The organism is Pseudomonas sp. AFG_SD02_1510_Pfu_092 (assembly GCF_003331055.1).
Classification (GTDB): domain Bacteria; phylum Pseudomonadota; class Gammaproteobacteria; order Pseudomonadales; family Pseudomonadaceae; genus Aquipseudomonas.
The window spans coordinates 1-15,247 of record NZ_PUQD01000086.1; the positions used below are offsets into that span (position 1 = coordinate 1).

General features: G+C 63.7%; 12 protein-coding genes. 3 read left to right on the forward strand and 9 right to left on the reverse strand.

From position 1 onward, the window contains the following. Positions 1-98: 98 nt before the first annotated feature. From C6A77_RS23700 to C6A77_RS23740, 8 genes are all read right to left on the reverse strand, one after another. Entirely contained in the window at positions 99-2,054 is a 1,956-nt protein-coding gene (locus C6A77_RS23700) for a DNA topoisomerase III (protein WP_114171799.1), read from the reverse strand. A gap of 201 nt (positions 2,055-2,255) precedes the next feature. After that, on the reverse strand, positions 2,256-2,684 hold the full coding sequence (locus C6A77_RS23705; protein ID WP_114171800.1) for a GNAT family N-acetyltransferase: 429 nt from the start codon (positions 2,682-2,684) through the stop codon (positions 2,256-2,258). Further along, positions 2,677-3,843, reverse strand: a complete 1,167-nt coding sequence (locus tag C6A77_RS23710) for a cupin domain-containing protein (protein WP_114171801.1) — start codon at positions 3,841-3,843, stop codon at positions 2,677-2,679. The genes C6A77_RS23705 and C6A77_RS23710 overlap by 8 nt, the downstream gene beginning before the upstream one ends. 81 nt (positions 3,844-3,924) lie before the next feature. Beyond that, positions 3,925-5,295, reverse strand: coding sequence for an adenylosuccinate lyase (purB, locus tag C6A77_RS23715; RefSeq protein ID WP_114171802.1), 1,371 nt, complete (start codon positions 5,293-5,295; stop codon positions 3,925-3,927). A gap of 216 nt (positions 5,296-5,511) precedes the next feature. Continuing rightward, positions 5,512-6,138, reverse strand: a complete 627-nt coding sequence (gene hflD / locus C6A77_RS23725) for a high frequency lysogenization protein HflD (protein WP_114171803.1) — start codon at positions 6,136-6,138, stop codon at positions 5,512-5,514. After that, positions 6,135-7,259 (reverse strand): tRNA 2-thiouridine(34) synthase MnmA, encoded by a 1,125-nt coding sequence (gene mnmA, locus C6A77_RS23730; RefSeq protein WP_114171804.1) that lies wholly within the window; start codon positions 7,257-7,259, stop codon positions 6,135-6,137. The genes hflD and mnmA overlap by 4 nt, the downstream gene beginning before the upstream one ends. 59 nt (positions 7,260-7,318) lie before the next feature. Continuing rightward, positions 7,319-7,759 carry an NUDIX hydrolase gene (locus tag C6A77_RS23735; protein WP_114171805.1) on the reverse strand — a complete coding sequence of 147 codons (441 nt, stop codon included), beginning with the start codon at positions 7,757-7,759 and terminating at the stop codon, positions 7,319-7,321. 191 nt (positions 7,760-7,950) lie between these two features. Further along, complete coding sequence (locus tag C6A77_RS23740) at positions 7,951-10,176, reverse strand: NADP-dependent isocitrate dehydrogenase (protein ID WP_114171806.1); 2,226 nt, start codon at positions 10,174-10,176, stop codon at positions 7,951-7,953. Positions 10,177-10,615: 439 nt separating this feature from the next. Here C6A77_RS23740 and icd point away from each other — a divergent pair, with 439 nt between their 5' ends. Next, complete coding sequence (gene icd, locus C6A77_RS23745; protein ID WP_114171807.1) at positions 10,616-11,872, forward strand: NADP-dependent isocitrate dehydrogenase; 1,257 nt, start codon at positions 10,616-10,618, stop codon at positions 11,870-11,872. A gap of 72 nt (positions 11,873-11,944) precedes the next feature. Here the strand turns inward: icd and cspD are convergent, their stop codons facing one another. Next, positions 11,945-12,199, reverse strand: a complete 255-nt coding sequence (gene cspD / locus C6A77_RS23750) for a cold shock domain-containing protein CspD (protein ID WP_114171808.1) — start codon at positions 12,197-12,199, stop codon at positions 11,945-11,947. Between the two features lie 230 nt (positions 12,200-12,429). On the opposite strand from cspD, the gene clpS reads away from it, so the two are divergent. Further along, a complete protein-coding gene (gene clpS, locus C6A77_RS23755; protein ID WP_003251220.1) occupies positions 12,430-12,792 on the forward strand; it encodes an ATP-dependent Clp protease adapter ClpS in 363 nt (120 codons plus the stop codon). A gap of 30 nt (positions 12,793-12,822) precedes the next feature. Next, positions 12,823-15,093: an ATP-dependent Clp protease ATP-binding subunit ClpA gene (clpA, locus tag C6A77_RS23760; protein WP_114171809.1), complete on the forward strand. Its 2,271-nt coding sequence runs from the start codon at positions 12,823-12,825 to the stop codon at positions 15,091-15,093. Positions 15,094-15,247 lie beyond the last annotated feature (154 nt).

Below are 15,247 nucleotides of genomic sequence, written 5' to 3' on the forward strand. Positions count from 1 at the left end.
GCCCTGATGAAAAATCAGGACGAATACGTCACCAAAGGCGGGAAACTGGCTTGCTGAAAACCATAGAATCTCCCACAGGTACTGCGCTGGCTTCGGGTTCAAACGGTATTTTCAGCTTGTCGCCTTTTTCGGGGCTGTCTTGGCTTGCCTGTGGCCGCCTTGCCTTTCCCGCCAGCCCTGCGTTTCTTCTTCCATGGCGGCGCGGCTCCGGCCGCCGGCCCGCTGATGGTCATGCGCATGCCGCTGCAGCGTTCGACCAGCTTGCCCATCCACGCCGACTGCCGGGTGACGAACGCTTCGAGTGTCATTTCGCCGCTTTGCACCATGTCCAGCGCCTGCTCCCAGATAGCCGTGGTCCCAGGGTCGGCAATGGCCCGGGGTACGGCGTCGATCAGGCTGAAAGCCGCCGGCGTGGCCGCCAGCGCCTTGCCGTTCTTTACCAGGTAACCGCGGTCGAGCAGGCCCTGGATGATGCTGGCGCGGGTGGCTTCGGTGCCGATGCCGGTGGTTTCCTTGAGCTTCTGCTTCAGCCGTGGGTCGTCCACCAGCTTGGCCACGTTCTTCATCGCCTTGATCAGGTCACCTTCGGTGAACGGCTTGGGCGGCTGGGTCCACAGGTCTTTCAGTTGCAGGCCCTGCACGGCGCAGTCCTGGCCCTCGCGTAGCGCTGGCAGCACCTGGGCCGGTGGGGCCTCGCGGCCTTTGCCTGGGGTCAGTGCTTCGGGCAGGGCACGGCGCCAGCCGGGTTCGACGATCTGCTTGCCGACTGCACGCAGGGCATGGCCGGCGCAGTCGAAGTCGGCCTGGGTGCGGTCGTACTCGTGGTTGGGCAGAAACTGCGCCAGGTAGCGGGCGCGGATCAGCGTGTAGACCGCCTTGTGCCTGGCTGGCAGGCGCGCCGGGTCGCTGGCGGCGGCGGTAGGGATGATGCCGTGGTGCGCGCCGACCTTGGCGTCGTTCCACGCCCGTGAGCGGCGCTGCGGCTCCAGGTACGGCTGCAGTGGCGCCAGGCTGGCATCGGCCCGCTGCAAGGCAGCGAGAATGGCCGGCGCCTCGGCGTGCTGGCTTTGCGGCAGGTAGCCGCAGTCGCTGCGCGGGTAGGTGATCAGCTTGTGGGTTTCGTACAGCGCCTGGGCGATGTCGAGGGTTTCCTGGGCGCCGAGGCCGAACTTTTTCGAGCACAGTTCCTGCAGGGTGCCCAGGTCGAAGGGCAGGGGCGCGGCTTCACGTACACGCTCGGTGGCGACCTTGACGGCCCGGGCAGTGCCGGCCTGGCCGATGTCGGCGGCCGCTTGCCGGGCCAGTTCATGCTTCAGGCAACGGCCCTGGTCGTCACAGGCGTCCTCGGGCGCGCGCCACTGGGCATTGAAGCACTGGCCGGCGTGCTGCAGTTGCACATCGATGGCCCAGAACGGTACCGGCACGAAGTCGGCGATGCTGCGATCACGGTCCACCACCAGACGCAGGGTGGGCGTTTGTACCCGGCCCACCGGCAGCACGCCCTGGTAGCCGGACTGGCGGCCCAGCAGGGTGAACAGCCGGCTCATGTTCATGCCGATCAGCCAGTCGGCACGCGAGCGGCCCAGTGCCGAGTGGTACAGGTTGAAGGTTTCGTGGCCGGGCAACAGCCGCGCCAGCGCCTTGCGGATCGACGCGTCATCCAGTGCCGACAGCCACAGGCGCTGCACCGGGCCGCGGTAGCGGCAATGCTCGACCAGTTCGCGGGCGATCATCTCGCCTTCGCGGTCGGCGTCGGTGGCGATCACCAGCTCGCGGGCTTCGCCGAGCAGGCGCTTGACCGCCTTGAACTGGCTGGCGGTCTTGGGCTTGACCAGCATCTTCCACTTTTCCGGGATGATCGGCAGGTCGGCCAGGTTCCAGCGCTTGTAGCGTTCGTCGTAGCTGTCGGGCGGGGCGGTTTCCAGCAGGTGGCCGATGCACCAGGTGACGCAGACGTCGGTACCTTGCCAGCAGCCATCGCCTTTGCGGTTGGCGCCGAGCACTTTGGCGATGTCTTTTGCCTGGGAGGGTTTTTCGCAGAGGAACAGGCGCATGGCCGCAGACGCTTCATCGGGGGTGATGGGCACTAGGATGCGCAAGCGAGGGCGCGGAGGCAAGTTTTATCTGGATGGATGTACAGGTTTTTTGTCAGGAGTGATGTCTTGGCTGTGCCGGCCTCTTCGCGGGTGAACCCGCTCCCTCAGGGGCCCCACAATTTTCAGAATTTGTGAGGGCCCCTGAGGGGAGGTCATGGATCAGGCGCGCGAGTCGCGCACCATGTCCACGTGGGGGATGCCGGCTTCGAGGAACTCTTCGCTGACTACGCGAAAGCCCAGCCGTTCGTAGAACGGCGTGGCGTGCACCTGGGCGCTGAGCATCTGCTGCTTCAGGTCGCGGTTCTGCGCTTCGTCGATGACCGCGTTCATCAGCGCGTCACCCACCTTCAGCCCGCGCCAGTCTTTCAGCACCGAGACCCGGCCGATGGTGCCGTCCGGCAGCAGGCGGGCGGTGCCGATCGGGTAGTCGCCCTCCAGGGCCAGGAAGTGCGCGGCAGTCGGGTCGTCGGAATCCCACTCCAGCTCCGGTGGCACGTGCTGTTCGGCAATGAACACCGCTTCGCGGATACGACGGATGTCGGCGTTGTCCTTGTGCCAGTCGGCGAGGCGCACACGAATCTTATTCATTGGCGAATCCCAGGCTTCCTTGTTTGACCAGCTGCTGTACCAGCATCAGGCCATCTTCATCCTGCAGCCATTCGCCCAGGTTGTCGATGTGCAAGGCGTCGGCCGCGCAAACCAACTTCAGCAGCTCGCGCAGTTTGCCCGGCAGCGGGCAGCTGCGGCCGCTGGCGAACAGCAGCAGGTCGTCTTCGAATTCCGACCAGGCCAGGCGTGCGGCCGGGTTGCGGATGAGGATGGCGCCTTGCTCCAGGGCGTCGACCAACTCGTCTTCGCTCAGCTCTTCGCCGACGATTTGCTCGGGGTAGCGCGGCTCGGTCATGAACTGGCCGAACCAGGTCAGCAGCAGGTCCTTGTCGCCCATGTGCTTGTCGAGCAGGGCCTTGAGGCGATCGAGGGCGTCGTGCTGGATCTGGTGCGGATCGGCGACCGGCTGGGCGTCGGCGTCGCTGTAGCGCTCTTCGTCGGGCAGGAACTGGCCGAGGAAGTCGGTGAAGTGGGTCAGCACTTCGGCAGCGCTCGGCGCGCGGAAGCCGACCGAGTAGGTCAGGCAGTCGTCCACGGCCACGCCGTAGTGGGCCAGGCGCGGTGGCAGGTAGAGCATGTCGCCCGGCTCCAGGGTCCACTCATCGCTCTGCTCGAATTCGGCCAGGATACGCAGGTCGGCGTGCTCCAGCAGTGGGCTGTCGCTGCTGCACATCTGGCCGACTTTCCAGTTGCGCTGGCCGTGGCCCTGCAGCAGGAACACATCGTAGTTGTCGAAGTGCGGGCCGACGCTGCCACCGGGGGCGGCGAAGCTGATCATCACATCATCGATGCGCCAGCTGGGCAGGAAACGGAAGTTTTCCAGCAGTTCGGCCACTTCCGGGACGAACTGGTCCACCGCTTGTACCAGCAGGGTCCAGTCCTTTTCCGGCAGCTCGGCGAAGGTGTCTTCGTTGAACGGGCCGCGGCGCAGCTCCCACGGATGCGCGCCGTGCTCGAGCACGATACGCGACTCTACTTCCTCTTCCAGGGCCAGGCCGGCCAGCTCGTCGGGGTCGATCGGGCTGATGAAGTCGGGGAATGCCTGGCGCACCAGCAGCGGCTTCTTCTGCCAGTAGTCGCGCATGAATTCGCGGGCCGAGATGCCGCCGAGCAGCTGCAGTGGAGTATCAGGATTCATGTTCAACCTATTGAAAAAACGTAATTTTCGTCCGGGAATAAAAACGCCCGGCCAGGCCGGGCGTTGAACGCGACGGTCAGCTTAGATGCGTTTGGCCTGTGCTGCCGCGTTGCCGATGTAGGTAGCAGGGGTCAGCTGCTTGAGCTCGGCCTTGGCGTCGGCTGGCATGTCCAGGCCGTCGATGAAGGTCAGCAGCGCTTCGGGGGTGATGCCCTTGCCACGGGTCAGCTCCTTGAGCTTCTCGTAGGGGTTTTCGATGTTGAAGCGGCGCATCACGGTCTGGATCGGCTCGGCCAGCACTTCCCAGCAGGCGTCCAGGTCGGCGGCGATGCGGGCTTCGTTGACTTCCAGCTTGCCGATGCCTTTCAGGCTGGCTTCGTAGGCGATGACGCTGTGGGCAAAGCCCACGCCCAGGTTGCGCAGCACGGTGGAGTCGGTCAGGTCACGCTGCCAGCGCGAGATCGGCAGCTTGCTGGCCAGGTGCTGGAACAGCGCGTTGGCGATACCCAGGTTGCCTTCGGAGTTTTCGAAGTCGATCGGGTTGACCTTGTGCGGCATGGTCGACGAGCCGATTTCGCCGGCGACGGTCTTCTGCTTGAAGTAGCCCAGCGAGATGTAGCCCCACACATCACGGTCGAAGTCGATCAGGATGGTGTTGAAGCGGGCGATGGCGTCGAACAGCTCGGCGATGTAGTCGTGCGGCTCGATCTGGGTGGTGTACGGGTTGAACTGCAGGCCCAGCTCGTCTTCGATGAAGGCGCGGGCGTTCTGCTCCCAGTCGATCTGCGAGTAGGCCGACAGGTGGGCGTTGTAGTTGCCCACGGCGCCGTTGATCTTGCCCAGCAGTGGCACGGCGGCAACCTGGGCGATCTGGCGCTCCAGGCGATACACGACGTTGGCCAGTTCCTTGCCCAGGGTGGTCGGCGAAGCCGGCTGACCGTGGGTGCGCGACAGCATCGGCACATCGGCGTGGGCGTGGGCCAGGGCGCGGATGGCGTCGGCGATCTGGCGCATCAGCGGCAGCAGCACTTCGTCACGGCCGGCGCGCAGCATCAGGGCGTGGGACAGGTTGTTGATGTCCTCGCTGGTGCAGGCGAAGTGGATGAACTCGCTGACCTTGGCCAGCTCAGGCAGCTTGGCGGCCTGCTCCTTGAGGAGGTATTCGATCGCCTTGACGTCGTGGTTGGTGGTGCGCTCGATTTCCTTGACGCGTTCGGCGTGCTCGAGCTTGAAGTCGCTGGCCAGGCTGTCCAGCAGGGCGTTGGCTTCGGCGGAGAACGCCGGCACTTCGCCGATCTGCGGGTGGGCGGCCAGGCGCTGCAGCCAGCGCACTTCGACCAGGGCGCGGAAACGGATCAGGCCGAATTCGCTGAAAATGGGGCGCAAGGCCTGGGTTTTGCCGGCGTAACGGCCGTCTACAGGGGAAACCGCAGTGAGCGAAGAAAGCTGCATGGGGTGTTCTCGGACAGTCAGGCTTTTGGAAGGGCGCATATCATACATGAAAAATGCGCCCGAGTCGGGTGGCTGACCAAAGGTCGGGCCTACAAATGTGCTTGATGCGATCCCTGTGGGAGCGGGCGTGCCCGCGAACACCGGCGGAGCCGGTGCCATCCACCGAGTTGCCTGTTTCGCGGGCACGCCCGCTCCCACAGAGACTGGTACAGCCTTTCAGTTAGCGCTACGCATCATGTCGTACAGTTCGTTGAGCAGCTTGCGCCGGCTGAACACCAGCTGCCAGCGGTGCCCGCCCAATTGGCGCCACAGGCGTGCGGCGCGGATGCCGGCCAGCAGCAGGGCGCGGATCTTCGAGGCGTTGCTGGCCTGCTGCAGGAAGCGCATGTCGCCGTGTACCTGGATGCGCTGGCGCAAGGTGCTCAGGGTGTCCTGGTACAAGGCTCCGCTGGAAGCGATGACGTTTTCATGAACCAGGCCGAAATGCTCGGCCTGGGACTGGATTTGCGGCAGGCGGTTGCCGATGGTGTCGAGCAGGTCGCCACGCTTGTTCAGCTGGCGCTCAAGGCCGAGCATCGACAGGGCATAGCGCAGCGGCTCGCGCTGCAGGCTGCTGGGGTCGCGCTCCAGTGCGCCGACCAGCGCCCGGTAGCCGTCGCGCAGGTTCAGGTCGTCGCCGCCGAACACTTCCAGGGTGTCCTTGGGGTCACGCACCAGCAGGCTGCCCAGCATGCAACCGATGTTGGCCTCGCTGGCCTGGCCGGTGCGGGCGATGCGGTCGACCAGCACGGCGGCCTGGAACACGCCGCCCAGGGCAATCAATTGCTCCTGCAGGTTGCTCATGCGCGCGGGCTCCATGGCTCGGCGGTTTCGATCACGCCGCCGCCCAGGCACACCTCGCCGTCATAGAACACCACCGACTGGCCCGGGGTGACGGCGCGTTGCGGTTCGTCGAACACCGCGCGGTAACCGTTTGCCGTGCGCTCCAGGGTGCATTGCTGGTCGCTCTGGCGGTAACGAACCTTGGCGGTCAGCTTGCGCGGGCTGCTCAGGTCAATCGGGTTGACCCAGAAGATTTCCGAGGCAAGCAGGGCGCGGGAGAACAGCCACGGGTGTTCGTTACCCTGGCCGACCACCAGCACGTTGCGGCTGAGGTCCTTGTGCAGCACGTACCACGGCTCGTCGCCGGCGTCCTTCAGGCCGCCAATGCCCAGGCCCTGACGCTGGCCGATGGTGTGGTACATCAGGCCGTGGTGGCGGCCGATCACATCGCCTTCGGTGGTTTCGATGTCGCCCGGCTGGGCCGGCAGGTATTGCTTGAGGAAATCACTGAAGCGGCGCTCGCCGATGAAGCAGATGCCGGTGGAGTCCTTTTTCTTGGCGGTGGCCAGGCCGTGCTTTTCGGCGATGGCGCGCACTTCGGGCTTTTCCAGCTCGCCGACCGGGAACAGGGTGCGGGCGATTTCCTTGCCGCCGACAGCGTGCAGGAAGTAGCTCTGGTCCTTGTTCGGGTCCAGGCCCTTGAGCAGTTCGGTGAGTTCGCCGGTGTCGCGGCGGCGCACGTAATGGCCGGTGGCGATCAGGTCGGCACCCAGCGACAGGGCATAGTCGAGGAACGCCTTGAACTTGATTTCGCGGTTGCAGAGGATGTCCGGGTTGGGCGTGCGACCGGCCTTGTATTCTTCGAGGAAATGCTCGAACACGTTGTCCCAGTATTCGGCGGCGAAGTTGGCGGTGTGCAGCTTGATGCCGATGCGGTCGCACACGGCCTGGGCGTCGGCCAGGTCTTCACGGGCGGTGCAGTATTCGGTGCCGTCGTCTTCTTCCCAGTTCTTCATGAACAGCCCTTCCACCTGGTAGCCCTGCTCGATGAGCAGAAGGGCGGAGACGGAAGAGTCCACGCCGCCGGACATGCCGACGATGACGCGGGTCTTGGCGGGGTCTTTGAGTGCTGGGCTGGTCATGGGTACCGGTGTGTATCAAGGGGGAAAAGCGCCGATTCTATCAAACCCGTGGCGCCGCGTCAGTCGCGCAACAGGTCGAGGCTGTGCAGCGGGCCTTTGAGGTAGTCGTCGAGGCAGCGTGGCACCAGCTCGCTGCGCCAGCGGGTGGGGTCGGCCAGCAGTTCGTCGCGGGTCAGCCACACGGCGCGGACGATGTCGCGGTCCAGCGCCAGCTCGGCGTGATGGCGCACGGGGCGGGCGGCGAAGCAGATGCGCTGGTAGGTCACGCCGTTGCTCGGGGCGGTGTACAGGTAGATGCCGACGACGCCGGTGAGCTCGACTTCCCAGGCGGTTTCTTCGAGGGTTTCGCGCAGGGCGGCCTGGGGCAGGGTTTCGTTCGGTTCGAGGTGGCCGGCGGGTTGGTTGAAGACATGCTGGCCTGCCTTGAATTCTTCGACGAAGAGGAACTTGCCGTCTTGTTCGACGAGGGTGGCGACGGTGATGTGGGGTTGCCAGGTCATGAACAGCTCCATAAGGGCTGGCACGGATACTGTGGGAGCGGGTTTACCCGCGAATGCGATACTGAGCCCACTGACGCATTCGCGGGTAAACCCGCTCCCACAGGGTTCGCGTTGGCCGCTAGAAATCATTTATCCAGAAAGCACAAACCCCGGTGCGTGGCCGGGGTTTGTGCGGTTACCTCAAGCGAACCTTACAGGGCGGCAATGGCGCTGTTCAGGGTCTGGCTTGGGCGCATCACCTTGGCGGTCAGCTCGGCATCCGGGGCGTAGTAGCCACCGATGTCGGCCGGCTTGCCCTGGACGGCGTTGAGCTCGGCGACGATGGTCTCCTCGTTCTCGGTCAGGGTCTTGGCCAGCGGTGCGAAGCGTGCCTGCAGGGCAGCATCGTCGTTCTGTGCAGCCAGCGCCTGGGCCCAGTACAGGGTCAGGTAGAAGTGGCTGCCGCGGTTGTCGATGCCACCGACTTTGCGCGAAGGCGACTTGTTGGTGTCGAGGAACTTGCCGGTGGCTTGGTCCAGGGTGTTGGCCAGCACTTTGGCGCGCGGGTTGTCGTAGGTGTTGCCCAGGTGCTCCAGGGAGGCGGCCAGGGCCAGGAATTCACCCAGCGAGTCCCAACGCAGGAAATTCTCTTCCACCAGCTGCTGCACGTGCTTCGGTGCCGAACCACCGGCGCCGGTCTCGAACAGGCCGCCGCCATTCATCAGCGGCACGATCGACAGCATCTTGGCGCTGGTGCCCAGCTCCATGATCGGGAACAGGTCGGTCAGGTAATCGCGCAGTACGTTGCCGGTCACCGAGATGGTGTCCTTGCCTTCGCGGATGCGGGCCAGGGAGAACTTGATGGCGTCGACCGGCGCCAGGATGCGGATGTCCAGGCCAGCGGTGTCGTGGTCCTTCAGGTACTTCTGCACCTTCTCGATCATCACGCCGTCGTGGGCGCGGGCCGGGTCCAGCCAGAACACCGCCGGGGTGTTGCTCAGGCGGGCGCGGTTGACGGCCAGCTTGACCCAGTCCTGGATCGGCGCGTCCTTGGTCTGGCACATGCGGAAGATGTCACCGGCTTCGACGTGCTGTTCCAGCACCACGTTGCCCTTGCCATCGACCACGCGCACGACGCCGTCGGCGTTGATCTGGAAGGTCTTGTCGTGGGAGCCGTATTCTTCGGCCTTCTGCGCCATCAGGCCAACGTTCGGCACGCTGCCCATGGTGGTCGGGTCGAAGGCGCCGTTGGCCTTGCAGTCTTCGATGGTGGCCTGGTAGATGCCGGCGTAGCAACGGTCCGGGATCACCGCCTTGGCGTCCTGCAGTTCGCCGGCGGCGTTCCACATCTTGCCCGAGTCGCGGATCATGGCCGGCATCGAGGCGTCGACGATGACGTCGCTCGGCACGTGCAGGTTGGTGATGCCCTTGTCGGAGTTGACCATGGCCAGGGCCGGGCGCTGGGTGTACAGGGCCTGGATGTCGGCTTCGATCTCGGCCTGCTTCTCGGCTGGCAGGTCCTTGATGCGGGCGTACAGGTCGCCGATACCGTTGTTGGCGTTGAAGCCGACTTCGGCCAGCGCAGCGGCGTGCTTGGCCAGCACGTTGTTGTAGAACTCTTCGACGATGACGCCGAACATGATCGGGTCGGAGACCTTCATCATGGTGGCTTTCAGGTGCACCGACAGCAGCACGCCGGCGGCCTTGGCATCGGCGATCTGCTCGGCGATGAAGGCTTTCAGGGCCTTGCGGCTCATGGTGGCGCAGTCGATGATTTCGGCGGCTTTGACCGCGGTCTTTTCTTTCAGCACGGTGGTGCTGCCGTCTTTGCCGACCAGCTCGATGCGCAGGCTGTCGTCAGCTTCGATCAGGGCAGCTTTTTCGCTGCCGTAGAAGTCGCCCTGGGTCATGTGGGCAACGTGCGACTTGGAGTCGGCAGCCCAGGCACCCATCTTGTGCGGATGCTTGCGGGCGTAGTTCTTGACCGACAGCGGTGCGCGGCGGTCGGAGTTGCCTTCACGCAGTACCGGGTTCACGGCAGAGCCCTTGATGCGGTCGTAGCGGGCGCGCGATTCTTTTTCTTCCGCGGTGGCCGGCTCGTCGGCGTAGTCAGGGATGTTGAAGCCCTTGGTTTGCAGTTCCTTGATCGCGGCCTTGAGCTGCGGTACCGAGGCGCTGATGTTCGGCAGCTTGATGATGTTGGCTTCAGGGGTGGTAGCCAGCTGGCCCAGTTCCGCCAGGTGATCGCCTACTTGCTTCTCTGCGCCCAGTTGCTCCGGGAAGGCGGCGAGGATGCGGCCGGCCAGGGAGATGTCGCGGGTTTCGACGGCGATGTCAGCCGAAGCGGTGAAGGCTTCGACGATCGGCAGCAGCGAGTAGGTGGCGAGGGCGGGGGCTTCGTCGGTGAAGGTATAGATGATCTTGGAACGGGTGGGCATGCGGGTTAACTCTCTGTGTGCTGAGCGTGCTCGAGTCTCGTGGTGCGCAGGGTAGGCGCATCGCCCTGGCAACGCCATGAGCGGAAAGTCGAGAGGCTGCGAGCGGTGATGGTGGATGCATCAGTCGAGCGTCAAGTGCTGAGCTGCGGTAACAACCCAGGCTTCGTGGCCAGGCTTCGTGGCCAGGTTTGGTGTCCATTCCCGGCCGAGGGCGGTCCGCATTTTCCTGGGATTCGCCCCGATGACCCTTCGGTCGCGGCGCAGTATACCAAACCATTCGGGCTAATCAGCAAGGCCAAGTGATATCGGCCCATTTATAAGACCAAAGACGTACCCGCAATGTGGTCGGTTGTCGCATGCCTTGCACCTCGGCAGATGTGGTTTAGTCTCATTGGATCGAACGATGACCAATCACACCCGAAAGCGGAGTAGTGCAAGCATGGGATACCAGAAAATCAAGGTTCCGACCGACGGCGCCAAGATCACCGTCAATGCCGACCATTCGCTCAACGTGCCTGACAACCCGATCATTCCCTATATCGAGGGCGACGGGATTGGCGTCGATGTCTCGCCCGTGATGATCAAGGTGGTCGACGCCGCTGTGCAGAAGGCTTATGGCGGCAAGCGCAAGGTCGCCTGGATGGAGGTGTACGCCGGCGAGAAGGCCACCCAGGTTTACGACCAGGACACCTGGCTGCCCCAGGAAACCCTGGATGCCGTACGTGATTACGTGGTGTCGATCAAGGGGCCGCTGACCACCCCGGTCGGCGGTGGCATCCGTTCGCTCAACGTAGCCCTGCGCCAGCAACTGGACCTGTACGTGTGCCTGCGCCCGGTGCTGTGGTTCCAGGGCGTGCCGAGCCCGGTGAAAAAGCCGGGTGACGTCGACATGGTGATCTTCCGCGAGAACTCCGAGGACATCTATGCCGGCATCGAGTGGAAGGCCGGTTCGCCCGAGGCGAACAAGGTGATCAAGTTCCTCAAGGAGGAAATGGGCGTCACCAAGATCCGTTTCGACCAGGACTGCGGCATCGGCGTCAAGCCAGTGTCGCGCGAGGGCACCAAGCGCCTGGTGCGCAAGGCCCTGCAATACGTGGTGGACAACGACCGCGAATCGCTGACCCTGGTGCACAAGGGCAACATCATGAAGTTCACCGAAGGCGCCTTCAAGGACTGGGGCTACGAGGTGGCACGTGACGAATTCGGCGCCGAACTGCTCGACGGCGGGCCGTGGATGAAGTTCAGGAACCCGAAAAGCGGGCGCGAGGTCATCGTCAAGGACGCCATCGCCGACGCCATGCTGCAGCAGATCCTGCTGCGCCCGGCCGAGTACGATGTGATCGCCACCCTCAACCTCAACGGTGACTACCTGTCCGACGCGCTGGCCGCAGAAGTGGGCGGTATCGGCATCGCCCCGGGCGCCAACCTGTCCGACACCGTGGCCATGTTCGAGGCCACCCACGGCACCGCGCCCAAGTATGCCGGGCAGGACAAGGTCAACCCCGGCTCGGTCATCCTGTCGGCAGAAATGATGCTGCGCCACATGGGCTGGACCGAGGCCGCCGACCTGATCATCAAGGGCACCAACGGCGCGATTGCCGCCAAGACCGTTACCTATGACTTCGAACGGTTGATGGACGGCGCCACACTGGTGAGCAGTTCAGGCTTTGGCGATGCAATGATCAAACACATGTGAGGCAACGCAAAACCGGCCGCTTCTGTCAGGGAAGCGGCCGGTTTTTCGTTTGCCGGCAGGCGAGGCGGCCGATCAGGCGTCGGCAGTGCTGCTGGTCTGCTGTGGGCTCACGGCAGTGGCAGCGCTGGCGCTGCTGATGTTCACCGCGTGCAGGCCTTTGGGGCCCTGGATGATCTCGAAGCTCACGGCCTGGCCGGCCTTGAGCGTCTTGTAACCGTCCATCTGGATGGCTGAATAATGAGCGAACAAGTCTTCGTCCTTGCCCTCTTCATTGATGAATCCGTAGCCCTTGGCATTGTTGAACCACTTGACTTTACCGCTTGCCATCCCTATGTCCCTCTGCAAAGGACTCCATCACTGGAGTATCATCCACGTCATCCGCATACGAACCTTGCGAAAAATCTGGTTGACTGCGCGGATCTTTATCGACCACGGTGGGTTCTTATTGGTTGTAACACCGTTTTGCCGATAGTCAAGGTCACGCGGCGCCTGCTCCGGCGGCGGCCTTTGCAGTCAACCCACAACCTTAACCTGTCGATCATGATGAAATTCTTTCCATGCATGCACCTAGTGAGATTCGACTAACATTCAATCAGGATCGCCCGCAATCGAATGAGGACGACGGCTCAGGTCTTGCAGTTCAGGAAGCCAAGCCGATCCTGCAGGCGCCACCGATGTACAAGGTGGTTTTGTTCAACGATGACTACACGCCGATGGATTTCGTCGTCGAAGTGCTCGAGACGTTCTTCAGTCTGAACCGCGAGCTGGCGACCAAGATCATGCTGACCGTCCATACCGAAGGGCGGGCAGTGTGCGGATTGTTTACCCGTGACATCGCCGAAACAAAGGCTATGCAGGTCAACCAATACGCCAGGGAAAGCCAGCATCCGCTACTCTGTGAAATCGAGAAGGACGGTTAATCGCCGACCACTTGGGTATGAGGTGAAGCTATGTTAAACCGCGAGCTCGAAGTCACCCTCAATCTTGCCTTCAAGGAGGCCCGTTCGAAGCGTCATGAGTTCATGACCGTCGAACATCTGCTGCTGGCACTCCTTGACAATGAGGCTGCCGCGACCGTTCTGCGCGCCTGTGGCGCCAATCTCGACAAACTCAAGCACGACCTGCAAGAGTTCATCGATTCCACCACGCCTCTGATTCCGGTCAACGATGAAGATCGCGAAACCCAGCCGACCTTGGGCTTCCAGCGTGTGTTGCAGCGTGCCGTGTTCCACGTGCAAAGCTCCGGCAAGCGTGAAGTCACCGGCGCCAATGTGCTGGTGGCGATCTTCAGCGAACAGGAAAGCCAGGCCGTGTTCCTGCTCAAGCAGCAGAGCGTGGCCCGCATCGACGTGGTCAACTATATCGCCCATGGCATCTCCAAGGTGCCGGGCCATGGTTCGAATGCCGAAAGCGACCAGGAAATGCAGGACGAAGAGGGCGGCGATACCGCTTCTTCCAGCAACCCGCTGGACGCCTATGCCAGCAACCTCAACGAGCTGGCCCGTGCCGGCCGTATCGACCCGCTGGTAGGTCGCGAACAGGAAGTGGAGCGCGTGGCGCAAATCCTGGCCCGCCGGCGCAAGAACAACCCGCTGCTGGTGGGTGAGGCTGGCGTAGGCAAAACCGCCATCGCCGAAGGCCTGGCCAAGCGCATCGTCGACGGCCAGGTGCCCGACCTGCTGGCGCAGAGCGTGGTGTACTCCCTCGACCTCGGCGCGCTGCTGGCCGGGACCAAATACCGCGGTGACTTCGAGAAGCGCTTCAAGGCGCTGCTGGGTGAGCTGCGCAAGCGCCCGCAGGCAATCCTGTTCATCGACGAAATCCACACCATCATCGGTGCCGGTGCGGCGTCGGGCGGGGTAATGGATGCGTCCAACCTGCTCAAGCCACTGCTGTCGTCCGGTGAGATTCGTTGCATCGGCTCGACCACCTTCCAGGAGTTCCGCGGCATCTTCGAGAAGGACCGTGCCCTGGCACGGCGCTTCCAGAAGGTGGATGTCAGCGAGCCTTCGGTGGAAGACACCGTGGGCATCCTGCGCGGCCTGAAAGGGCGCTTCGAAAGCCACCACAACATCGAATATAGCGACGAAGCCTTGCGCGCCGCCGCCGAACTGGCCTCGCGCTACATCAATGACCGGCACATGCCGGACAAGGCCATCGATGTGATCGACGAAGCCGGTGCCTACCAGCGCCTGCAGCCAGAGGCCAACCGGGTCAAGCGTATCGACGTGCCGCAGGTCGAGGACATCGTCGCCAAGATCGCGCGGATTCCGCCGAAGCACGTCACCAGTTCCGACAAGGAGCTGCTGCGTAACCTGGAGCGCGACCTGAAGCTGACCGTGTTCGGCCAGGATCAGGCGATCGACTCGCTGGCTACCGCCATCAAGCTGTCACGTGCCGGGCTCAAGTCGCCGGACAAGCCGGTCGGTTCGTTCCTGTTCGCCGGCCCGACTGGCGTGGGCAAGACCGAAGCGGCGCGCCAGCTGGCCAAGGCCCTGGGCGTGGAGCTGGTGCGCTTCGACATGTCCGAGTACATGGAGCGCCACACCGTGTCGCGCCTGATCGGTGCGCCTCCTGGTTATGTTGGCTTCGACCAGGGTGGTTTGCTGACCGAGGCGATCACCAAGCAACCGCACTGCGTATTGCTGCTCGACGAAATCGAGAAGGCCCACCCGGAAGTCTTCAACCTGCTGCTGCAGGTGATGGACCACGGCACCCTGACCGACAACAACGGGCGCAAGGCCGACTTCCGTAACGTGATTTTGATCATGACCACCAACGCCGGCGCCGAAACTGCCGCGCGGGCGTCGATCGGCTTTACCCATCAGGACCATGCGTCCGATGCCATGGAAGTCATCCGCAAGAGCTTCACGCCGGAGTTCCGCAACCGTCTGGACACCATCATCCAGTTTGGCCGCCTGAGCCACGAGACGATCAAGAGTATCGTCGACAAGTTCCTCATCGAACTGCAGGCGCAGCTGGAAGACAAACGTGTGCTGCTGGAAGTCAGTGATGACGCTCGCGGCTGGCTGGCGGCCTCGGGCTACGATGTGCAGATGGGCGCGCGGCCGATGGCGCGGCTGATCCAGGACAAGATCAAGCGGCCGCTGGCCGAGGAGATCCTGTTTGGCGAGCTGGCCGAGCACGGTGGGGTGGTGCATGTCGACTTGCGCGACGACGAACTGGTGTTCGATTTCGAGACCACGGCTGAGGTTGCGTGATAGATGGTGCCGCTTTGCGGCCCATTCGCGGGGCCCCCCCCGCCCCCCCGGGGGGGGGGGGGGTGGGGGGGGGGGGGGGGGCCGCGGGGGGGGGGGGGGGGCGCCCCCGGGGGGGGGGGGGGGGCCAAAAAGCCCCGGCCCGGGCGGGGGGTTT